This is a genomic window from Microbacterium sp. SORGH_AS_1204 (assembly GCF_030818935.1).
Lineage (GTDB): Bacteria > Actinomycetota > Actinomycetes > Actinomycetales > Microbacteriaceae > Microbacterium.
This window is the reverse complement of the sequence record NZ_JAUTBD010000001.1, coordinates 3,325,671-3,345,722: the sequence shown is the minus strand read 5'-3', so window position 1 is coordinate 3,345,722 and position 20,052 is coordinate 3,325,671. Positions and strand designations below refer to the sequence as shown.

The window sequence follows — 20,052 nt, the reverse complement described above, 5'->3', positions numbered from 1 at the left end:
CGGCGTCGGCTCGGTGATCTGCGCACCCTCAGTCGCGGCGGGGGTTTCGGGCTGAGGTCGTGCGGATCGCTGAGGCTGCGCGGCGGGGCGGGGCCGATGTCGCGCGGCGTTCTGCGCGGCGCCGGTCTCGAGTGGGGACCCCGGGCGAATACGCCTCAGTGCGTGGCGACCACCGCGCGTGCCGCGATCGCCGCGGCCACGGCACCGGCGACCCGGTCGGTCTGGCGCAGCGAGAGGGCGTTCGATCCGGGGCGGGTGAAGGCGCCCGCCTCGGTGAACGAGGTGAAGGGCCCCAGCGCGAACAGTGACTCGTGCGCGCGGCCGTCGCGGGCGATCACGCGCCCGTCAGCGTCGACGTCGATGCGTCCGAGCGAGCCCGAGAACGTGGCATCCGCGATGTGCACCTCGCGGCCGTGTCGGCTGGCGAGCTCGCGCAGCGCCGGATTGACGCTGGCGGCGGCGCCCGAGGCGGGCAACCACGCGTCGACGAGGTGTCGCGTCGCGGTCTCGCCGGGGACGCGGGGCGAGGCCGCGACGAAGCCGCGGCGGTCATCGACGCGTACGTCGACGTCGGGTCCGAGGAAGCGCACCACGCCGGCGTCGGCCAGGGCGAGGAGTTCTTCGAGGCGGTGGGCCGGGGGGCCCGAGGCGACGTAGCTGAAGAACGTGTGCCAGGTCACCGGCAGGTCCACCGCGCGGGAGCGGGCGCTCCATCGCTCGGTCGGGATCTCGGCGAGCGCGAGGAATGCCAGCAGTGTCGTGAGGAACACCGCCTGAGCGGTGCTGCGCTCCGGCGCCGTGCGCAGGTGCAGGTCGTCGACGATGTGTCGGCGCACCCGCTCGTGGGCGGCGTGGGCGTCGGCGAACACCTCGTCGGCGAGCGGGCGATCGAGCGCGGGCACGTCGAAGCGGTCGAGCGGGTCGGGGACCACCTCGGCCACCGCGCGGCGGAGGGCGACAGTGTCGGCATCCACTGCCCGGAGGGTCTCGCGGAACTGCGCCCACGTCGTCGTCACGCGCTCGGGATGGCCCGTGAACAGCTCGCGGTAGTGGCCCCACACCAGCTCGCGCGCGATGAGCGGCCACACGTCGTCGCGGAAGTCGACGGTGCCGGGGCGAGCCAGCAGCCCGGCGATGGCGTCGGCAGTGAGGAATTCGCGCACCGGCGCCTCTCCGCGCACCTGCGACGACACCTTCGAGCGGTACGGCACGCCGCGCCGCGACCCGAGGTGCAGGACCGGCTCCTGCCCGGACGGCTCGTACCGCAGCCGGTCCTCCGCGCGCACGAAGCGGCCGCCGCGTCCCTCGGCGAGGAGCACCACGGCATCCACCGCCGCCAGGCCCATCCCGCGCACGATCACGTCGGCGCCCGCGGGGAGCACCGACAGGTCGGCGTCGGCCGTGAACGTGGGCGCGAGGTAGGTCAGGCCCGAGCGCGCTGCCGCCTCGAGCAGGTCGAGGGTGTCGCTGTCGGGCTCGCGCCCGTTGTGGCCGAGCGCGTAGACGACGAGGTCGGCGGGCAGACGGATGCCGTCGGCGAGGGCGACCTCGTACCCGTCGGGCACGTCTTCGACCCACTGCACCGTGCCCGGGTGCCAGCGCACCTCGACTCCGGGCGGCGCGATCGCGATGGTGCGGCGCCAGAACCACTCGAGGTAGGCGCTCTGCAGACGCCGGGTGGGAAAGCTGTCAGCGCGGAGCGCCTGCAGCTCGTCGAGCAGCGACGGGTCGATCGCGGCATCGGGGACGCGGCCCTCGCGCACGCGCTCTACCCACTCGATCAGCGAGGGCCCGGGGCGGATCGGCCCCGCGATCGTGCACGAGTCGTCGGTGAAGACGGTCACGTCGCGCGCCATCGAGTTGAGCTTCAGCAGCGGCGACTGGTCGTGTCTCCAGAGTCGGCCGGCCCCCGGCGGGTAGGGGTCGACGAGTGTGAGACGAAGGGGGCCGGGCAGCCGCCGCGCGAGCAGACGCTCGACGAGCATCACCGCGCGCGGGCCCGCACCCACGAGGACGACGTCGGTCATCGCCGCGCCGGGGTGAGCACCGGGGGAAGGCCCAGCAGGTCGTGCAGCGTCGCGCCCTCGTCGTACGAGCGGCGGTACGAGCCGCGTTCCTGCAGCAGCGGCACCACCCGGTCGGCGAACTCGTCGAGGCCGTGCGGGGTGACGTGACCGACCACCGTGAAGCCGTCGGTGGCGCGCTCCTGCACGTAGCGGTCGATCTCGGATGCCACGTGCTCGGGCGTGCCGACGAAGGTGTGTTTCGCGGTCAGGCGGATGACGAGCTCGCGGATGCTGAGATTCTCGGCGACCGCCTGCTCGCGCAGCTGGCCGACGCGGGCACGGATCGCCGCGTGGCGTCCGGCGAAGCCCTGCGCCGTCTCGATGCCGGTGTCGGGCTCGACGTCGGGCAGGGGGCCGTCGGCGTCGTACCCGCTGAGGTCGCGGTTCCAGATCTGCTCGAGGTAGGTGATCGCCGTCTGCGGCCGCACCTGCTGCAGGGCGATCTGGCGCGAGCGCTCGCGGGCCTCGTCGGCGGTGTCGCCGAGCACGAAGGTGGCGGCGGGCAGGATCTTCAGCGAGTCCTCGTCGCGGCCGTTCGCCGCCAGACGCCCCTTGACGTCGCGGTAGAACTGCTGCGCGTCGTCGAACGCCGTGTGCATCGAAAAGACGACGTCGGCGTGCTCGGTGGCGAAGTCACGGCCGTCGGGGGAGTCGCCGGCCTGCACGATGACGGGCCGGCCCTGCGGCGACCGCGGGACGTCGAACACCGCGTCGATGTCGAACAGGCGCGATGCGTGCCGCACCCGCGCAATGGCGTCCTCCCGCAGGAACTCACCCGTCTCGGCATCCGCCACGATGGCGTCGTCGCGCCACGACGCCCACAGCGCCTTCGACAGCGCCGCGAACTCCGAGGCCCGCACGTACCGGTCGGCGTGGTCGAGGTAGCCGCCGCGGCGGAAGTTCGCGCCATGGAACGCGTCGGAGCTGGTCACGGCATTCCATCCGGCGCGCCCGTTCGACAACAGATCGAGCGTGCCCAGCTGACGGGCGAGCTCGTAGGGCTCGTTGAAGGTGGTGTTGAGCGTGCCGACGAGGCCGATGTGCTCGGTCACCGCGGCCAGGGCGGTGAGGATCGCGAGCGTGTTCGGGCGGCCGGCGACGTCGAGGTCGTGCAGCTGTCCGCGGTGCTCGCGCAGACGCAGCCCCTCGGCGAGGAAGAGGTAGTCGAAGAAGCCGCGCTCGGCGGTGCGGGCGAAGTACTCGAAGGATGCGAAGTCGATCTGGCTGCCCGCAGTCGGGTCGGTCCAGACGGTCGTGTTGTTCACGCCCGGGAAGTGCGCGGCGAGATGGATCTGACGACGGGTCACGCGCCGACCTCCTGACGGGCGTAACGGCTGGCGAGGCGGGGGAGTCCGAGGCGTTCGCGCAGCGTCGGAGCACCGTCGTCGGGGAGCAGGATGCCGGCGGCCGCCGCGCGCGGCACGACCCGGTTGGCGATGGCCTCGAGGTCGGCCGGGAGCCGGGCGGGACGCAGACGGACACCGTCGACACCGGCCTCGGCCAGGGCGCGCAGTTCGTCCACGACATCGTCGGCGGTTCCCACGACCACGCGGGCGTCGGTGGTGAGCGGCGCGCGGTCCTGGAGTCGCGCGAAGGCCGAGGCGGCCGCGGCCGGGGTTTCTTCGACGAGCACGAGCAGGTCGGTGAACACGCGCAGCGGCTCGTCGAGCGTGCGCACCGCGTCGGCGGCATCCGCGATCTCGTTCAGGATGCCGGCGACCGCCGCCGCGTCGGAGGGGGTGACGTACACGAGGTCGGCGTGCTCGGCCGCGAGGCGGTACGGCACCGTCTGATGGGCGAGCGCGGTGACGAGCGGCGTGCCCTGCGGGGAGCGCGGCACGATCGAGGCGCCCGTGATCGAGAAGAACTCGCCCGCGAACTCGACGTTGTGCACCCGGTCGCGGTCGAGGAACCTGCCCGACTCGAGATCGCGCACGATCGCGTCGTCCTCCCACGAGTCGGCGAGGCGACGGATGACGTCGGCGACCTCGCCCGCCTCACGGAACGCGGCGACGATCGCGGGATCGTCCTCGATGCGCCCCGACGCGGGGCGCACGGTGGGACCGTCGGCGCGGCGGCCGAAGTTCGCGCGCTCCTGCGGCGTCGATCCGGCGACGATCCGCACGCCCGCACGGCCCCGGCTGACATGATCGAGCGTCTGCAGGCCCGTGGCGAGGTGGAACGGCTCGGGGTGCGCGGTGGTCACGGTCGGCACGAGGCCCAGGCGGCGCGTGGCCGGAGCCAGAAACGACGCCACCAGCACCGCGTCGAGACGTCCCCGGGCGCGGTCGCGCCGGGTCTCGGCACCCGGCTCGAACGAGCGCCCGCCGAGCGAGAGGGCGTCTTCGATCGTGGCGAAGAGGATGCCGCCGCTGTCGGCGGTGGCGGCCAGGTCGCGCCAGTAGCGCGCCGAGGCGAGTTCGGTGGGCCGGGCCGACGGCTCGCGCCAGGCGGCCGGATGCCAGCCGGTGCCGTCCAGGGCGACGGCGAGGTGGATGCGGTCGGGCATCGGCGGCTCCTTCTCTCGGGCGGGGTGCTGATCACTGTCGCCGGGCGCGCAGCGGGTCTCAACGCATGTCGTCACACAACGCCTCACGGCGTCATGAACGTCATGAAAGGCAGTCGCGCCGCCGGCAACGCGGCGCGGGCGTCACGGATGCCGGGGGTGCACGGCGCCACGCGAGGGAGGCCGCGGAACCTAGCGGCCCGGCTCGCGGAGCGCGCGACTGTGACGCCGCGCGACACCCCGCGTCGATCGGTGACGCCTCGCGACGCACCGTTTCCCGACGAGGTGAACCCGCCGCCGCCTGGTCCTACGTTCGGCTGCACTCCCGTCCCCACCCAGAGAGGCCAGCCGATGAGCGCTCCCACCGCGACCGCCCCGTTCACGGGCCTGTCCGCCCTGCTCGACGACGTAGGGCGCGACGTCGCCGAGATCGACGTGCGGCCGCCCTCGGGCGAGACGGCGGTGTTCGGCCACGACGCCGGGACCGCCCCGCGCCACGGCTCGCCCCTGGCGGACGGACCGGCGGTGGCCTTCCCCACCACGGTCGCCGAGGTGCAGCGGCTCGTGCGCCTCGCCGCCCGTCACGGCGTGAGCGTGGTGCCGCGGGGCGCCGGAAGCGGTCTGTCGGGCGGTGCGGTCGCCACGTCGGACCAACTGGTCGTCTCGACCGAGCGCCTGAACCGGATCGTGGAGATCTCACCCGCCGACGAGGTCGCCGTCGTCGAACCCGGCGTGCTCAACGCCGCGCTGAACGACCGGCTCGCCCCCCTCGGCCTGTTCTACGCCCCCGACCCGGCGAGTTGGCGCATCTCGACCATCGGCGGCAACATCGCCACCAACGCCGGGGGCCTGCGCTGCGCGAAGTACGGCGTCACCCGCGAGTCGGTGCTCGCCCTCGACGTCGTCCTCGCCGACGGCAGCCTCGTCTCGGTCGGCCACCGCTCGATCAAGGGCGTCACGGGCCTCGACCTCGTCTCGCTGTTCGTCGGTTCGGAGGGCGTGCTCGGCATCGTCGTCGGGGCCACCGTCCGCATCCGTCCGCTTCCGGTCGCCCGCCGCACGGTGACGGCCTTCTTCGACTCCACCGCGGCCGGTGCCGCTGCCATCGGGGCGATCACGGCCTCGCGCGTGCGGCCCAGCGTCATCGAGTTCCTCGACCAGCCGACCCTCGAGGGCATCGACGCCGCTCAGCGATCGGGGCTGCGGGCCCGCGGCGCGGCGCTGCTGCTCATCGAGCTCGACGGCTTCGGCATCGACGAGCAGACCGCCGAACTGACCGCCGCTCTCGAGGCCGCCGGCGCCCGGGTGCGGGTGGAGAGCGACACGGATGCCGAGGTGCTCTGGGAGCTGCGGCGCTCCGGCCGTCGCTTCGACGAGGGCTCCTGGTACGCCGGCGGTGACATCGCCGTGCCCAAGTCGCGCATCGCCGAGATCTTCGCGAGCTTCCCCACGATCGAGGCCCGCCACGGCGTCGCACTCAGCGCGGTCGCCCACGCCGGCGACGGCAACCTGCACCCGGTCGTCACCCTGCCCATCCCCGCCGGCGCCGACCCCGCGGTCGTCCCGGCCGCCCTCCACGACGCTGCCGACGACCTGGTGCGCGCGGCGCTCGCCGTGGGCGGCACGGTCAGCGGGGAGCACGGCATCGGCACGGTCAAGCGCGCGCTCGCCGCCGAGGAACTCGCCGCGCGCGTGCGCTCGGCGCAGTTCGCGGTGAAGGACGCGCTCGACCCGAGCGGCCTGTTCAACCCCGGTAAAGCCCTGTAACCGCATCCCACAGCACAAGGACCCTCATGACCACTCGCCTTCGACGCCTCACCGGCGTCGCCTCCGCCCTGACCGTCGGTGCGCTCGTGCTGAGCGCATGCGGTGCCTCCACCGGCGCCGCGCCCGCCACGAGCTCCACGCCGAAACCCGGCGGCGACCTCGTCTTCCTCATCGACTCGCTCGGTGCCACCTGGATCCCGAACAACAGCTCCATCTCGAGCTACCAGGGCCACATCTGGGGTCACCTGACCGACAAGCTGATCTACGTCGATGCCGAGGGGAACCTCAGCCCGTGGATTGCCGAGAGCTGGGACGAGAACGCCGACAAGACGGAGTTCACACTGCACCTGAAGGAGGGCGTGACCTTCTCGGACGGCACGGCGCTGGATGCCGCCGCGGTCGTCGCGAACATCGACATCTGGGCCAAGGGGCGCCCCGATGAGGGCATCAAGCGCATCGGTCTGTTCCCCTCGGCCAACTACGTGGGGGCAGAAGCGGTGGATGCCACGACGGTGAAGGTGTCGTTCTCGGCTCCGACGCTGAGCTTCATCCCGACCCTGGCTTATCACGGCTCGATCCTCATCTCGCCGACCGCCCTGGCTCTCCCCGCCGACCAGCAGGCCGACCTGACGAAAGACATCGGCAGCGGTCCCTTCGTCGTCGAGAAGGTCGCCGACGGCGACAGCGTCGTCTTGAAGAAGCGCGACGATTACGACTGGGGTCCCGAGGTGCTCGGCCACGACGGCCCCGCCTACCTCGACACGATCACTTACAAGCAGGTGGCCGAGCCGACGCTGCGCACGGCCTCGGTCGAGTCGGGCCAGGCGCAGGTGGCGTACAACGCCAGCCCGCAAGACCTCGACGCCCTCAAGGAGGAGGGGCTGACCGTCGAGACCCCCCGCTATCTCGGGTTCGTCAACGGCTACGCCCTGAACACCTCGGTGGCGCCGTTCGACGACATCGCGGTGCGCCAGGCGGTGCAGCACGGCATCGACCGCGACGAGATCCTCTCCACCGTCTACACCGACGACTGGTTCGCGGCCGAGTCGTTCATCCAGAGCACGGTGCCCGAGGCGACCGACCACAGCGCCGACTTCGCGTACGACCCCGACGAGGCGGCATCCCTCCTCGACGAGGCCGGATGGGTGAAGGGTCCCGACGGCGTGCGCACGAAGAACGGTCAGAAGCTCTCGTTCACGCTCTACCCCAACCCGTACCTGCAGGCCTCCCAGGCGGTCGACGAGCTCGTCGACCAGCAGCTGACCACGCTCGGCTTCGAGGTGAACCTCGAGACCTACGACGTGCCCACCTACGGCGAGAAGGTGATCGGCAACGCCGGCATCCCCGCGAACGAGATCACGCGCAGCTTCGTCGACGTCGGAACCGTCGCGGGCGTGCTCACCTCGCAGAAGAAGGGCGACGAGGACTGGTTCAAGGTAGGAACCTCGGATGCCACGCTGAACGACCTGTCGACCCGGATCGCCACGGCCACCGATCGCGATGCCCGCGCGAAGGTCGCCGACGAGCTGCAGGGCTACGTGCTCGATCAGGGGTACTTCGTGCCGCTCACGCAGATCGTCCAGCGCGTCTACGTGCAGGCGCCCGACGTCAGCGGCGTCGCCTACAACGGCCTCGCCTACGCGTACTACCTCGACGCCTGGCTGAACGACTGACGTCCGGGGGCGGATGCCACGGCGTCCGCCCCTCCCGACCCGAGAGGAGGAAACCATGCTCCGCACCTACGGCCGCTTCGCGCTGCGGCGCACCGGTCACGCGCTCGTCGTCGTGCTGCTGGCGTACCTGTTCACGTTCTTCGTGCTCAGCATCCTGCCCGGCGACCCGATCTCGAGCATCCTGCGCACGCCCGACGCGGGCTTCACCGAAGACGACATCGCCCGCATCGTGGCGTACTACGACCTCGACCAGCCCTGGTGGGTGCAGCTCGGCTCGTCGCTCGGACGCTTCGTGGTCGGCGACCTCGGCGTCTCGCTGCGGTCGAACCTGCCCGTCGGCGCCCTGGTGCTCGACGCGCTCGGGTCGACGCTGAGTCTCGCCGCCGCGGCGCTGCTGGTCGCCGTGGTGCTCGCCGTCGCGATCGCGTACGGCACGCAGTTCCTCCCCCCGCGGTTCAGCCAGGGCGTGCTGCGCTCGCTGCCCTCGCTGTTCCTGTCGGTGCCCAACTTCGTCATCGGCCTGCTGCTCATCCACGTGTTCGCGTTCGGGCTGGGACTGTTCAGCATGATCGACACCGAGACCCCCTGGGGCACGTTCTTCGCGGCGGTCGCGCTCGGCATCCCCGTCTCGGCGCAGCTGGCCGAAGTGCTCATCGCCTCGCTCGACCACGAGTCGCGGCAGGAGTACGTCGCGGTCGCCCGCTCGCGGGGCCTGCGGCAGGGGGCGCTCTTCGCGCGTCACCTCGTGAAGCCCTCGGCGCTGCCGACCGTGACCGTGCTCGCGCTCATCGTCGGCGAGCTTCTCGGCGGGGCGCTCATCACCGAGGCGATCTTCGGCCGCGTCGGCATCGGCACCCTCGTCGAGCAGGCCGTGGCCGGTCAAGACCTCCCGGTGCTGCAGGCGGTCGTCTCGCTCGCGGCCATCGTGTTCGTCGTCGTGAACCTCCTCGCCGACCTGACGTATCCGCTGCTGGACCCCCGCGTCTCCATCGGCTCCCGCTCCACCGCGGTCGCGACCCGGCCCGAGCCCGCACCGCTGCTGCGCGAAGAGGTGAGCATCGTATGACCGCGCTCGTCTCGCCGTCGCGCCCCGCGATCGCCCGGGCCCGCGGCATCCGTCTCGCCGTCCCGGTCGGCGTCGTCGTGTCGTTCGCGGTCGTGGCCGTGGTGCTCGCCTTCTCGATCGCGCCGACCCTGTTCACGTCGCAGAACCCCGCGCAGGGCGTGCCGGCCGACAAGCTGCAGCCGCCGAGCGCCGCGCACCTGCTCGGCACCGACCACCTCGGTCGCGACCTGTTCGCGCGCATCGTGTTCGGCGCGCAGTCCTCGGTGACCAGCGCGCTCGTGGCGGTGGCGATCGGGGTCGTCGTCGGCGGGCTCATCGGGCTGCTCGCGGGCTTCCTCGGGTCGTGGACCGACACCGTGCTCGCCCGCTTCGTCGACGTGCTGCTGGCGATCCCGGCGTTCCTGCTCGCGGTCGTCATCGTCAGTTCGCTCGGCTTCCAGACGATCAACGCCGCGCTCGCTCATCCCGCTCGCCGTGCTGCAGTTCGGCCTGTCGATCCTCGTCATCGCGGGACTCGCGTTCCTCGGCTACGGCGATCCGCCCCCGGCATCCGACTGGGGTCTGCTCATCTCGGCCGGCAAGGACTACCCGCGCGCGCCGTGGCTCGTCGTGTGGCCGGCGCTGGTCACGGTGGCGACCGTGCTGTCGATCAACCGCATCAGCCGCTGGCTTCGGAGGACGTCATGACCATCACCCTGCCTCTCCGCGAGGAGACACCAACCACACCGGCACCCCTTCTGCGCGTGCACGACCTCTCGGTCGCGTACGGCCGTACCCCCGTGGTGCACGACGTGTCGTTCTCGATCGCGGCGGGCGGCAGCCTCGCCCTCATCGGCGAGTCGGGTTCCGGCAAGTCGACGATCGCGCGATCGGTGCTGCGGCTGCTGCCACGCGCCACGGGACGGGCGAAAGGGCGCGTGGAGTTCGGCGGCGACGAGCTGCTCGGACTGAGCGAGGCGCGGTTCCGCCCCTTCCGCGGCCGGCGCATCGGCTTCGTGCCGCAAGACCCCTCGAACGCGCTCAACCCCGTGCGCACCGTCGGCTCGCAGGCGCACGAGGCCGCGGCGCTCGCCGGAATCACGGATGCCGACGCCCGGCGCGAAGCGATCCTCGACGTCTTCGCCCGCGTGGGCCTGCCCGACCCCGGTCGCGTCTACGAGTCGTACCCGCATCAGTTGTCGGGCGGCATGCTGCAGCGCGTGCTCATCGGTCTCGCGGTGCTGCCGCGACCCGAGCTGCTCGTGGCCGACGAGCCGACGAGCGCGCTCGACGTCACCATCCAGAAGCGCATCCTCGACCTGCTCGGCGACCTGCGCGACGAGCTCGGCATCGGCCTGCTGCTGATCACGCACGATCTCGCAATCGCCGCCGAGCGCACCGACGAGATCGTCGTGCTGAAAGACGGGCGCGTGCAGGAGGCCGGGCGCACCCGCGAGGTCTTCGCGGCGCCGACCGCGCCGTACACGGTGCAGCTGCAGGCCGACGCTCCGGCACTGAACCCCGACCGCTACCGGCGGCCTTCCGCCGACCGGGGCGTCGACGCCTGGACCACCGACACCACCTCCACCCGCATCGACGTGCGCGAGGTCTCGAAGAGCTTCGTCGTCGACGGAGCCGACCGGCCGGCGGTGTCGGCGGTGTCGTTCCGTGTGCGGCCGGGTACGACCCACGCCCTCGTGGGGGAGTCGGGCTCGGGCAAGACCACCACGGTGCGGCTGCTGCTGGGCCTTGAGACCCCCGACGCCGGCGAGATCCTCGTCGACGGCGAGGCCGCGACCGGGCGCACCGAGGCGGAGCTGCGCGGCATCCGTCGCCACCTGCAGCTCGTGTACCAGAACCCCTTCACCTCGCTCGACCCGACCTGGAGCGTCGGGCGCATCGTCCGCGAACCCCTCGACCAGTACCGCGTCGGTACCCGCTCCGAGCGGTCGGCGAAGGTGGCGGAGGCCCTGGATGCCGTTGGCCTGCCGCCGCAGCTCGCCCGCCGCCGCCCCGACGCGCTGTCGGGCGGTCAGCGTCAGCGCGTCGCGATCGCCCGCGCCCTGGTGCTCGAGCCCGACGTGATCGTGCTCGACGAGCCGACCTCGGCGCTGGATGTGACCGTGCAGGCGGGGGTGTTCGAGGTGCTGCTCCGGCTGCAGCGCGAGCGCGGGCTGACCTACCTCTTCGTCTCGCACGACCTCGCGCTCGTGCGGCAGATCGCCGACACCGTCTCGGTCCTGAGAAACGGTCGCGTGGTCGAGGCCGGCCGCGTCGCCGACGTGCTCTCGCACCCGCGCGAGGACTACACGCGCGCCCTCGTCGCCGCCATCCCCACCCCCGACCTCCGGAGTCCCTCATGACCCTCCTCTCCCCGCCCCGTTCGCGCCCCGCGCTCATCGAGGCGTTCACCGCGCCGAAGGGTTTCGGCGACCAGACCCTGCGCGACCGCCGCCCCGATGCGATCGAGCTGCTCGGCGGCATCCCGGACCCCTCCGTGCTGCCGAGCGCCGAGCTCGCCGAGGCGACCGCCCGGGTACTCGGTTGCGCCGGGGCGCCGTCGCTGCAGTACTCGCGCACCGAGGGCATCCCCGCCCTGCGCGAGTGGATCGCCGCTCACGAGGGCGTGCCCGTGGAGCGCGTGCTCGTGACCAACGGCGGCTTCCACGGCCTCGCGATCGCCGTGCAGACGGTGCTCGAGCGCGGCGACCTCGTCGCCGTCGACAACCCCGTGTTCCCGCTGTTCCTGCGCGGGCTCGAGCTCGCCGACGCGCGCGTGCTGCCCATCCGCGTCGGCGCCGACGGGCTCGACGTCGACGCCCTGGCATCCGAGCTGCGCGCCGGCGCGCGCCCGGCCGCGGTGTACACGGTGCCGGAGTTCCACAACCCCTCGCAGTCGTCGCTGCCGACCGCCCGGCGTCGGGAGCTCGTGGATCTCGCCGAGAAGTACGGCTTCGTCGTGTTCGCCGACGACCCGTACCGCGAGCTGCGCTTCCACGGCGAGCCCGAGTCGCTCGCGCCGTTCCACGACTCCGACCACGTCATCCACGTCAACACCTTCACCAAGACCCTCGGCCCGGGACTGGGCCTCGGCTGGGTCGTGCTGCCCGAGCGCCTGATTCCGGATGCCGTGGCCCTGCGCAGCCGCCAGGACTCGCACTCGTCGACTCTCGTGCAGGCGGTCGTCGCCGAGCTGCTGACGAGCGATGCCGGACTGTTCCCGCGCGTGTTGGGGGCGGCGCGGGAGCTGTACCGGTCGCGGGCGCACGCTCTGGCCGACGCGCTCTCGGCATCCGGCTTCTTCGACGTCACCGTGCCCGACGGCGGGCTGTTCCTGTGGCCGCGTCTGAGGGACGACTCCCTGGATGCCGACCGCCTCGCCGCCGACGCCAGCGCCGGGGGCGTAGAGTATCAGCGCGGCTCCTTCTTCCCCTCGGGTCCCGGAACGGATGCCGACCGGCACCTGCGCCTCGCCTACGGCGACACGTCGGAGGAGCTGCTGCGCGAGGCGGCGGCGCGGCTGGCGCGGGCGGTGGCGCGGCAGCGCTGAGGGGGTGCGGCGGCCCTGTCAGACGACCTCAGCGACAGGGATGAACGCCGCCAGAGCGGTAGGGTCTCGCGTCTGGTCATACTTCCGCAGCAGCGTGATGTACGTCTTCTTGTCGAGGTCCCAGTCGTAGGTCAGCAGACCACCCGACGGGCTCTGGGCGGCGTAGAAGACGAGATCTGCGAGAAGTCGGGTGGTCCTTCCGTTGCCGTCGACGAACGGGTGGATGCGGACCAGCTCGGCGTGGACCGCGATCCCGAGCTGCCGCATGTTCCAGTCCTCTGTGTGCGTCCACCGATACATGATCGTGTCGAGTGACGATCGGACCTCGACGGGGACGTACGCCGGATCGATGCCGACGCTCTTCTCGGTCAGGCGGTAGACACCCGCCCACTGCCAGATGTCTTCATAAAGTCGGCGGTGAAGATCTCGAACGAACGCGTCGCTGAGAAGGTCTGTCAGATCGAGCCGACCCTCGACCACGGCACCCGCGAGCTCCAGAGCCACTTCATCGCTGATCGCCTGCTCCGCGTCGTAGATGTCGGCTCGGGTGGGGTCGTCACCCAGAAGTGTTCGCGCGCGCGGGGTAAGAGCATCTGCCTCGTCAGGATCGAGGGGGGTTTCGCCGTAGCCGGGCTGAAGAGGACTCACGCCGAGCGGCGCGACGCCAGGAACTTCTGCACATTGGCGGACCGTTCGTGGCCCGGGGGCACCGACCGACGTTCCAACGCGGCGCTGAGACGGGTGGACCGCTCGACAGCCCGGCGCAGGGCGTCCGGACTCACCGTGCTTTTCATCGTGTGTCCTTTCGCGCCGTGGTGGGACGCAATTCTACGCGGCCGCGCCGCGCCGGGCCAGGTGGTGCGGGCCACGGGATGCCTGGGCCGCGCCGCCCCCTCATCGCGCGTGCCACCTGCGCGTCCCCCACGGCACCTCTGCTCCCTACGATGAGGGAAGTGACCGCCCCTCCACGACTCGGCCCGCTGTACCTCGCCGGTTTCACGACCGCATTCGGGGCGCACGGCGTCGCGGCGGCTCTCGGCACCGAGACCGAGGAGATCGGCCTGACGTTCTGGGGGCTTGGGCTGATCCTCGCGCTGTACGACATCGCCGAGGTCATCCTCAAGCCGCTGTTCGGCGCACTCAGCGACCGCATCGGCACCAAGCCCGTGATCGTCGGGGGCCTGCTGGTCTTCGCCGCGGCGTCGGTGCTGGGTGCGTTCGCCACGACCCCCGTGCTGCTCGCCCTGGCCCGCCTCGCGCAGGGCGGAGCTGCGGCGGCGTTCTCACCGGCATCCTCTTCCGCGGTCGCGCGGCTGGTCGGCCCCGGGCAAGCCGGGCAGTACTTCGGCCGTTACGGCTCGTGGAAGAGCCTCGGTTACGCCGGTGGACCGCTGCTCGGTGGGGCGCTCATCCTGTGGCTCGGGCTGCCGGCGCTGTTCATCGCGCTCGCCGTGCTCGCGCTGGTCGCCGCGGCGCTGACGGCGTGGCGCATCCCCGCGCTGCCGGTGTTGCCGAAGCAGCGCGTCACGGTCGTCGAGCTGTTCCGGCAGTCGACCGCACCCGGGTTCCTGGGGCCGGTGGTCCTGCTCGCCACGGCGACCGCCACGCTCGGCGTTGCGGTGGGCCTCTTTCCGCTCATCGCAGCGCAGCTCGACGTGAACCCCGTGGTCGGCATGGGCATCATGAGCGTCATCGCGGTCGTGTCGGCCGTCGTGCAGCCTCGCGTCGGCGACATCCACGATTCCGCCGTCCACCTGGTGGGGCGGGCCATGGTCCTCGGCGCCGCGCTCCTCGTCGCGGGACTCGCGCTGGTGGCTCTCACACCGTCGCTCCCGACGCTGTTCGTTGCCGCGGTGCTCGTCGGGCTCGGTGTCGGCGTCATCACCCCTCTCGGCTTCGCCCGCCTCGTGGCCACCACCCCGCAAGACCGCATGGGGCGCACGATGGGCAGTGCCGAGTTGGGGCGCGAGATCGGCGACGCGTGCGGCCCGATCGTCGTCGGCGCCGTGGCCGCGGCATCCGTCCTGCCGGTCGCGCTCGGCGTCATGGCGGGCGTCGCCGCGTGCTCCGCGGTGGTGGGCGTCGGCCTCGCGACGCGCGCCCCCGTGCGGTGACCGTGCCGCGGGCGGGGGGACTGTGTCGCAGGCGCACCGGCTCGCGGAGTTCGCTCGACGCGGGTCGCTAGGCTCGCCCCCATGGCGGACGACGTTCGGAACATCGCGCAGGCACTCGCAACGATCAGCGAGCACTGGCAGCCCCACCGGCTGACGAGCATCAACGACTACGACGTGAAGGTCGTCAAGCTGCAGGGTGAGTTCGTCTGGCACACGCACCCCGACACCGACGAGCTGTTCATGGTGATCAGTGGCGAGCTGACGATTCAGCTCCGCGACCGAGATGTCGTCCTGGGGCCGAATGACGTCTTCGTCGTCCCCCGCGGCGTCGAGCACTGCCCCCGGGCCACCGAGGAAGTGCACGCCCTCCTGTTCGAGCCTCAGGGCACCGTCAACACGGGGGACGCGGGCGGCGAGATGACCGCCGAGCTGCGGGAATTTGCCTGACGCGAGGGGCTCGCGCTCGCCTCGCCGATCGCTCAGGCCGCGGGCGTAAGAGCCCGTCCCGGGCATCAGGTCGCCGGCGCCCACCCGAGCAGCGGTCCGAGCCGCCCCGCGGTGTCTTCGAGGATCTGCGCGTAGTCGTCGGGGGCGAAGGCGAAGGGCAGCGCGAAGGCCACCTCGTCGACCTGCGGGAACGACCGCGATGACAGCAGGCGCTCGGCGATCTGCTCCGAGGTGCCGACGATGTCCTCGGCGAACAGCATCCGGCGCGGACCCTGGGGGATGCCGACCCGCCCGCGCCGCGACTCCGCATATGCCTCGTAGCGTCGGCGCTGATCCGGCGTCGCCGAGTCGGTCGGCACGACCACGAGCCCCTGCGACACCCGGGCGTTCTCGCCATCGGGGTGCGTCTCGCGGTACAGGCGGATCTGCGCGTCCTGCTCGACGTCGAAGTCGGTCGAGTCCACCGCCTGGATGACGCTGCTGGTGAGCAGGTGGAAGCCGTTCTCGGCGGCCCAGGTGGTGGATGCCGGGCTCCCGGCGCCGTACCAGAGGCGCTCGGCGAGACCGGGGGAGTGCGGTTCGATGCGCTCCGAGTACTCCTCGATGCCCTCGGTGCCCGAGAACGGACTGACCCGCTCGCCCGCGAGGAAGCGGCGCAGGCGCGCGAGGCGCTCGTACCCGAAGTCCTCGCCGTCGGCGGTGTCGGGGTACAGCGCGGGGGCGATCTCGTCGAACCGGCGCGGCGGCCCGACCGAGAAGCCGGGTTCCAGGCGCCCGCCCGACAGCACGTCGACGGTCGCGAGGTCTTCCGCCAGGCGCAGCGGGTTCTCCCACCCGAGCGGGATCACCGCGGTTCCGAGGCGGATGCGGCTCGTGCGCTGGGACGCCGCGGCCAGTACCGCCACGGGGGAGGAGATGCCGTACTGCAGGTGGCGGTCGCGCAGCCACGCGCTGTCGAAGCCCAGGTGCTCGCCGCGCTCGATGATCGAGAGGGTCGTCTCGTGCCCGGCGCGCGGGTTCTCGCGGTCGAACAGGCCGATGGTGAGGAAGCCGAGGGAGCGGAGCGGGCGGGTCATTCGGTCACGCTAGCCGGGCGCGCGCTTCGGGGCGCAGAGCCCGGTCATGCACCGTCACGGTGACAACGTCGAACGTCGTGCCGTTCTCTGCAGCGCGGGACTGAGGCGTTACTTCGTCTCGTTCGGGTGGTTCGTGTGAACGTGCTCGAGCCACACGACTCATGCCGGCGTCCGCACGGCCGCGAATCGATTGCGGCGCCGCAGTGCGAAGCCGAGCCGCTCGTACGCTGCGATCGCGCCGACGTTCGTCGCCGCCGCGTGCAGCAGGGCGCGGTCGCCGCGCTGCTGGATATGGAAGGCGACGTCGAGCACGAGGCGCGACGCGAGCCCTTGGCGGCGATGATCGGCATCCACCGCCACCGCGCTGATCTCGGTCCACCCCGCGGGGTGCAGGCGCTCGCCCGCCATGGCGACCAGGCGACCCTCACGGCGGATGCCGATGTACCGGCCGAGCTCGTAGGTGCGGGGGCGGAAGGGCCCGGGCTGGTTGCGGTCGACGATCGCGAGCATGTCTGCCGCGTCGGCGGCATCCAATTCGATCGCCTCGTCGTCGGGACGCGTCTGCAGCGCATCGGTCTCGACGAGCTGCACGCCCTCGCCGCCGCCGACGTACTGCCATCCCGCCGGGATCTCGCCGTCGTAACCCGACAGGCCGACGTCGGCGCCCGGCCCGACGAGCTCGCGCAGGGCGTCCCACACCCCGGGCTCGTCCCATGTGCGCACCGCGACGAAGGGAGCGACGTCGTCGGGGTAGCGCTTGACCAGGTCGCCGCCGGTGGCGAAGCGCGCGTGCGGCCCGGCGAGCGAATGCCACGCGGCGTTGTCGAGGACGGTGGCGTCGGCGTGCGGGATGACGGAGGGCGAGGTGGCGGTCACCGAGACACTCTGCGCCGGTCGGCGCGGGCGCGCAAACCCGCGGTGCTCCGTGGTCGGTGCGTGACGTTTCGCGACGCCACGTGACGAACCCGCCGCGGGCGAACACCCGGCGCGTGCCGCGTCAACCCGCTTCGGGGAACGCCCGCGCCCAACCTACGGTCGGCGGAATGAGCACCGAGACCTCCGAGCCATCGACCCTCCGGCGCGGAATCGGCGGTCCGCTGCTGTTCGCGTTCATCCTCGGCGACGTCCTCGGCGCCGGGATCTACGCGCTGATGGGCGTGCTGTCGGAGCGGGTCGGCGGCATGCTGTGGGCGCCCTTGCTGGCGGCCCTTCTGCTGGCTCTGCTGACCGCCGGATCGTACGCCGAGCTGGTGACGAAGTACCCCCGGGCGGGGGGTGCCGCCGTGTTCGCGGAGCGGGCGTTCAAGAACGGATTGGTGTCGTTCCTGATCGGCTTCAGCATGCTGGCCGCGGGGGTGACCAGCGCCGCCGGGCTCTCGATCGCCTTCGCGGGCGAATACCTCTCGACCTTCGTCGACCTGCCCGTGATCCCCGTCGCCATCGTCTTCCTCGCCGTCGTCGCGGCGCTCAACGCCCGTGGCATCCGGGAATCGCTGGGTGCCAACGTCGTGATGACGGTGATCGAGGTGAGCGGACTGGTCATCGTCGTCGTGGTGGTCGCGGTGCTCGTCGGCAACGGCGGCGGAGACCTCGCCCGCATCGCGCAGCCGCCGGAGGGGACCGGTGTGGGCGCCGCGGTGCTGGCCGGGGCGATCATCGCCTACTACTCGTTCGTGGGTTTCGAGACCTCGGCGAACATGATCGAGGAGGTCAAGGAGCCGTCGAAGGTGTATCCGCGAGCGCTGTTCGCCGCTCTCGGAACGGCCGGCCTCGTCTACGTGCTGGTCGGACTCGCCAGCAGCATCGCGCTGCCGCCCGAAGAGCTCGCGGCCTCGAGCGGGCCGCTGCTCGCGGTCGTCGAGGCGAGCGGCGTCGGCGTGCCGTCGTGGCTGTTCAGCCTCATCGCCCTGATCGCCGTGGCGAACGGTGCGTTGCTGACGATGATCATGGCGAGTCGCCTCACCTACGGCATGGCCGAGCAGGGTCTGCTGCCCCGCGTGCTGTCGCGCGTGCTGCCGAAGCGCCGCACGCCCTGGGTCGCGATCCTCGCCACGACCGTCGTCGCGATGCTGCTGACGCTCGTCGGCGACCTGAGTCTGCTGGCCGAGACGGTCGTGCTCCTGCTGCTGTTCGTCTTCCTGAGCGCGAACGTCTCGGTGCTCGTGCTGCGCCGCGACAGGGTCGATCACGCGCACTTCCGGGTGTGGACCGTCGTGCCCGTGCTCGGCATCGCGTCGTGCCTGTTGCTGCTCAGTCAGCAGAGTGGCACGGTGTGGATCTTCGGCGCGGTGCTGCTCGCCGTCGGCGTGGGGCTGTACTTCCTGGCGCGGTGGGGGCATGCGCGGCGGGAGCGGACGACCGACGGGCAACGATAGCGCGCCGGCCCATGGCGAACGGCTGGATCGCCGGGCGCCGAGGTGGGGTCGGCGTCAGCGGTAGTGCGTGACCCACTGCCAGATCGCCGGGCGCCGGCGCGACGTGGCGCGCAGGAGGTCAACCGCCCGCAGCGCCGGGACCGGCTCGGAGACGGATGCCGCGGCGTCAGGCGCGTCGCGTGAGACGCCGCCGTTCTCGCGCAGTTCCCCGGCGAGGCTCTCGACCTCCGCGGCGGTGGGCCGCGAGGCGGGGTCGGAATCGGTCATCGCCGTCAGCAGCGTGCGCCAGCCGTGCCCCACGCGGGCGGGGATCTCGGGGTCGTACGCGAGGGGCGCGAGCACGAGTTCCTGCATCGGGCCGCCGCGGAGTGGAGGCTCACCGGTCAGCGCGTCGAGGGCCAGCAGCCCGAGGGCGTAGACGTCGGACGCGGCGCGCGCCGGCTCGCCGCGCACCTGCTCCGGCGTCAGGTACGACGACAGTGGGCCGGGATCGGGGGATGCCGGGTGTGCTCCGCCGAGATGCGTGATGTCGAAGCCGGTCAGCACGGGCGCGAGAGCACGGTCGACGTCGCGACGAGGGCGCAGGAGCACAGTCGACGAGTCGACCCTCCCGTGCACGATGCCGACCCGGTGGATCGTCGCGAGGGCACCGGCCAGGTCCTGCACGACGCCGGCCACCACGCCCGCCGCGACCGGACCCTCGGTCTCGATGCGGCGTGCGAGCGACGGTCCCGTGATGAACTCCATGATCACGTAGGCGTTCCCGTCGCCGATGACCTGGGCATCGTAGAGCGTGATGAGAGCGGGATGGTCGAGCGCAGCGAGGGTTCTCGCGCCCGAGAGGCGCCGGCGCCGCGTGGGATCCACCGGGAAGACGGCGACCGCGACGTCGCGGGCGAGGACGTCGTCGCGCGCGCGGAACAGGTGTCGACCACCGTCGCCGTCTCCGAGCGGCCCGGTCAGGCGGTACCGTCCTGCGAACACGTCGCCGAGGAAAGGCTGCGGCCACGTGCTCCGGGGGCGTCCGCGGCTGCGGTCGCGAGTGATCTGCTGACTCACACGATCGGGTCGCCGTTGTCGCGGGTGCGACGCGTGGTGACTCGTTCTCCGTTGGCGGGGTCGACGGTCGTGCGCGTGGTCGAGTCGACCGAGCGACGCCGCAGGAGGAAGATCAGGCTGAGCACGAAGATCAGCGCGCCGGCCGCCATGAGGATGTACCCGATCACGGTGAGGTCGGCGACACCCCCGAGGTCGAGATCCACGGCGAAGGCCAGGATGGCTCCGATGACGAACAGAGCGATGCCGCTTCCGATACCCATGAGGAATCCTTTCGAGCTGTGGCTGCAACGGACGGGCCGTGGAGCCACCGTCTTGGTCGCTCAAACGCTACTGAGCTAACTGTGTCCGCGCCGACCCGTGGCACGATGGCTGAG

The 20,052-nt window shown here is 71.9% G+C and carries 16 protein-coding genes; 8 read left to right on the top strand and 8 right to left on the bottom strand.

Features of this window, described 5'->3' with window-relative positions; translation table 11 throughout:
- Window positions 1-155: 155 nt before the first annotated feature.
- Genes QE410_RS15410 through QE410_RS15400 form a run of 3 tightly spaced genes read right to left on the bottom strand, consistent with a single transcriptional unit; the run spans window position 156 to window position 4,575 of the window.
- Window positions 156-2,027 carry an FAD/NAD(P)-binding domain-containing protein gene (locus QE410_RS15410; protein ID WP_307333617.1) on the bottom strand — a complete coding sequence of 624 codons (1,872 nt, stop codon included), beginning with the start codon at window positions 2,025-2,027 and terminating at the stop codon, window positions 156-158.
- Window positions 2,024-3,373: an NtaA/DmoA family FMN-dependent monooxygenase gene (locus QE410_RS15405; protein WP_307333615.1), complete on the bottom strand. Its 1,350-nt coding sequence runs from the start codon at window positions 3,371-3,373 to the stop codon at window positions 2,024-2,026. Before QE410_RS15405 ends, QE410_RS15410 begins: the two co-directional genes overlap by 4 nt.
- Window positions 3,370-4,575, bottom strand: a complete 1,206-nt coding sequence (locus QE410_RS15400) for an LLM class flavin-dependent oxidoreductase (protein ID WP_307333613.1) — start codon at window positions 4,573-4,575, stop codon at window positions 3,370-3,372. Before QE410_RS15400 ends, QE410_RS15405 begins: the two co-directional genes overlap by 4 nt.
- A 348-nt stretch (window positions 4,576-4,923) precedes the next feature.
- Here QE410_RS15400 and QE410_RS15395 point away from each other — a divergent pair, with 348 nt between their 5' ends.
- From QE410_RS15395 to QE410_RS15375, 5 genes are all read left to right on the top strand, one after another.
- The gene (locus QE410_RS15395; RefSeq protein WP_307333612.1) at window positions 4,924-6,339 is read left to right on the top strand and encodes an FAD-binding oxidoreductase; all 1,416 of its coding nucleotides are present in this window, start codon (window positions 4,924-4,926) and stop codon (window positions 6,337-6,339) included.
- Window positions 6,340-6,365: 26 nt separating this feature from the next.
- Complete coding sequence (locus QE410_RS15390; protein ID WP_307333611.1) at window positions 6,366-8,012, top strand: ABC transporter substrate-binding protein; 1,647 nt, start codon at window positions 6,366-6,368, stop codon at window positions 8,010-8,012.
- A 55-nt stretch (window positions 8,013-8,067) separates the two neighbouring features.
- Window positions 8,068-9,078 carry an ABC transporter permease gene (locus tag QE410_RS15385; RefSeq protein WP_307333609.1) on the top strand — a complete coding sequence of 337 codons (1,011 nt, stop codon included), beginning with the start codon at window positions 8,068-8,070 and terminating at the stop codon, window positions 9,076-9,078.
- Between the two features lie 683 nt (window positions 9,079-9,761).
- Complete coding sequence (locus QE410_RS15380) at window positions 9,762-11,420, top strand: dipeptide ABC transporter ATP-binding protein (RefSeq protein WP_373459382.1); 1,659 nt, start codon at window positions 9,762-9,764, stop codon at window positions 11,418-11,420.
- A complete protein-coding gene (locus tag QE410_RS15375; protein WP_307333605.1) occupies window positions 11,417-12,607 on the top strand; it encodes a PLP-dependent aminotransferase family protein in 1,191 nt (396 codons plus the stop codon). The genes QE410_RS15380 and QE410_RS15375 overlap by 4 nt, the downstream gene beginning before the upstream one ends.
- Window positions 12,608-12,625: 18 nt before the next feature.
- Here the strand turns inward: QE410_RS15375 and QE410_RS15370 are convergent, their stop codons facing one another.
- Window positions 12,626-13,255 carry a Fic family protein gene (locus QE410_RS15370; protein ID WP_307333603.1) on the bottom strand — a complete coding sequence of 210 codons (630 nt, stop codon included), beginning with the start codon at window positions 13,253-13,255 and terminating at the stop codon, window positions 12,626-12,628.
- A 296-nt stretch (window positions 13,256-13,551) separates the two neighbouring features.
- Between QE410_RS15370 and QE410_RS15365 the strand changes: the two genes are divergently transcribed.
- Window positions 13,552-14,721, top strand: a complete 1,170-nt coding sequence (locus QE410_RS15365; RefSeq protein WP_373459352.1) for an MFS transporter — start codon at window positions 13,552-13,554, stop codon at window positions 14,719-14,721.
- Between the two features lie 81 nt (window positions 14,722-14,802).
- Window positions 14,803-15,168, top strand: coding sequence for a cupin domain-containing protein (locus QE410_RS15360; RefSeq protein ID WP_307333598.1), 366 nt, complete (start codon window positions 14,803-14,805; stop codon window positions 15,166-15,168).
- Window positions 15,169-15,233: 65 nt separating this feature from the next.
- On the opposite strand, the gene QE410_RS15355 is transcribed toward QE410_RS15360, so the two are convergent.
- Window positions 15,234-16,244: an LLM class flavin-dependent oxidoreductase gene (locus tag QE410_RS15355; protein ID WP_307333597.1), complete on the bottom strand. Its 1,011-nt coding sequence runs from the start codon at window positions 16,242-16,244 to the stop codon at window positions 15,234-15,236.
- A 159-nt stretch (window positions 16,245-16,403) separates the two neighbouring features.
- On the bottom strand, window positions 16,404-17,120 hold the full coding sequence (locus tag QE410_RS15350; protein WP_307333595.1) for a GNAT family N-acetyltransferase: 717 nt from the start codon (window positions 17,118-17,120) through the stop codon (window positions 16,404-16,406).
- Window positions 17,121-17,287: 167 nt separating this feature from the next.
- On the opposite strand from QE410_RS15350, the gene QE410_RS15345 reads away from it, so the two are divergent.
- A complete protein-coding gene (locus tag QE410_RS15345) occupies window positions 17,288-18,619 on the top strand; it encodes an APC family permease (protein ID WP_307333593.1) in 1,332 nt (443 codons plus the stop codon).
- Window positions 18,620-18,673: 54 nt separating this feature from the next.
- Here the strand turns inward: QE410_RS15345 and QE410_RS15340 are convergent, their stop codons facing one another.
- Both QE410_RS15340 and QE410_RS15335 read right to left on the bottom strand, forming a co-directional pair.
- A complete protein-coding gene (locus QE410_RS15340) occupies window positions 18,674-19,603 on the bottom strand; it encodes a protein kinase (protein ID WP_307333591.1) in 930 nt (309 codons plus the stop codon).
- A gap of 71 nt (window positions 19,604-19,674) precedes the next feature.
- Window positions 19,675-19,938, bottom strand: a complete 264-nt coding sequence (locus tag QE410_RS15335) for a DUF6458 family protein (RefSeq protein WP_307333588.1) — start codon at window positions 19,936-19,938, stop codon at window positions 19,675-19,677.
- Window positions 19,939-20,052: the final 114 nt, after the last annotated feature.

Bases quoted from the DNA above. Each gene is read 5' to 3' on its own strand.
- QE410_RS15410 (WP_307333617.1), bottom strand. From the start codon at position 2,027: ATGACCGACGTCGTCCTCGTGGGTGCGGGCCCGCGCGCGGTGATGCTC.
- QE410_RS15400 (WP_307333613.1), bottom strand. From the start codon at position 4,575: ATGCCCGACCGCATCCACCTCGCCGTCGCCCTGGACGGCACCGGCTGG.
- QE410_RS15395 (WP_307333612.1), top strand. From the start codon at position 4,924: ATGAGCGCTCCCACCGCGACCGCCCCGTTCACGGGCCTGTCCGCCCTG.
- QE410_RS15390 (WP_307333611.1), top strand. From the start codon at position 6,366: ATGACCACTCGCCTTCGACGCCTCACCGGCGTCGCCTCCGCCCTGACC.
- QE410_RS15385 (WP_307333609.1), top strand. From the start codon at position 8,068: ATGCTCCGCACCTACGGCCGCTTCGCGCTGCGGCGCACCGGTCACGCG.
- QE410_RS15380 (WP_373459382.1), top strand. From the start codon at position 9,762: ATGACCATCACCCTGCCTCTCCGCGAGGAGACACCAACCACACCGGCA.
- QE410_RS15375 (WP_307333605.1), top strand. From the start codon at position 11,417: ATGACCCTCCTCTCCCCGCCCCGTTCGCGCCCCGCGCTCATCGAGGCG.
- QE410_RS15365 (WP_373459352.1), top strand. From the start codon at position 13,552: ATGAGGGAAGTGACCGCCCCTCCACGACTCGGCCCGCTGTACCTCGCC.
- QE410_RS15360 (WP_307333598.1), top strand. From the start codon at position 14,803: ATGGCGGACGACGTTCGGAACATCGCGCAGGCACTCGCAACGATCAGC.
- QE410_RS15355 (WP_307333597.1), bottom strand. From the start codon at position 16,244: ATGACCCGCCCGCTCCGCTCCCTCGGCTTCCTCACCATCGGCCTGTTC.
- QE410_RS15345 (WP_307333593.1), top strand. From the start codon at position 17,288: ATGAGCACCGAGACCTCCGAGCCATCGACCCTCCGGCGCGGAATCGGC.
- QE410_RS15335 (WP_307333588.1), bottom strand. From the start codon at position 19,938: ATGGGTATCGGAAGCGGCATCGCTCTGTTCGTCATCGGAGCCATCCTG.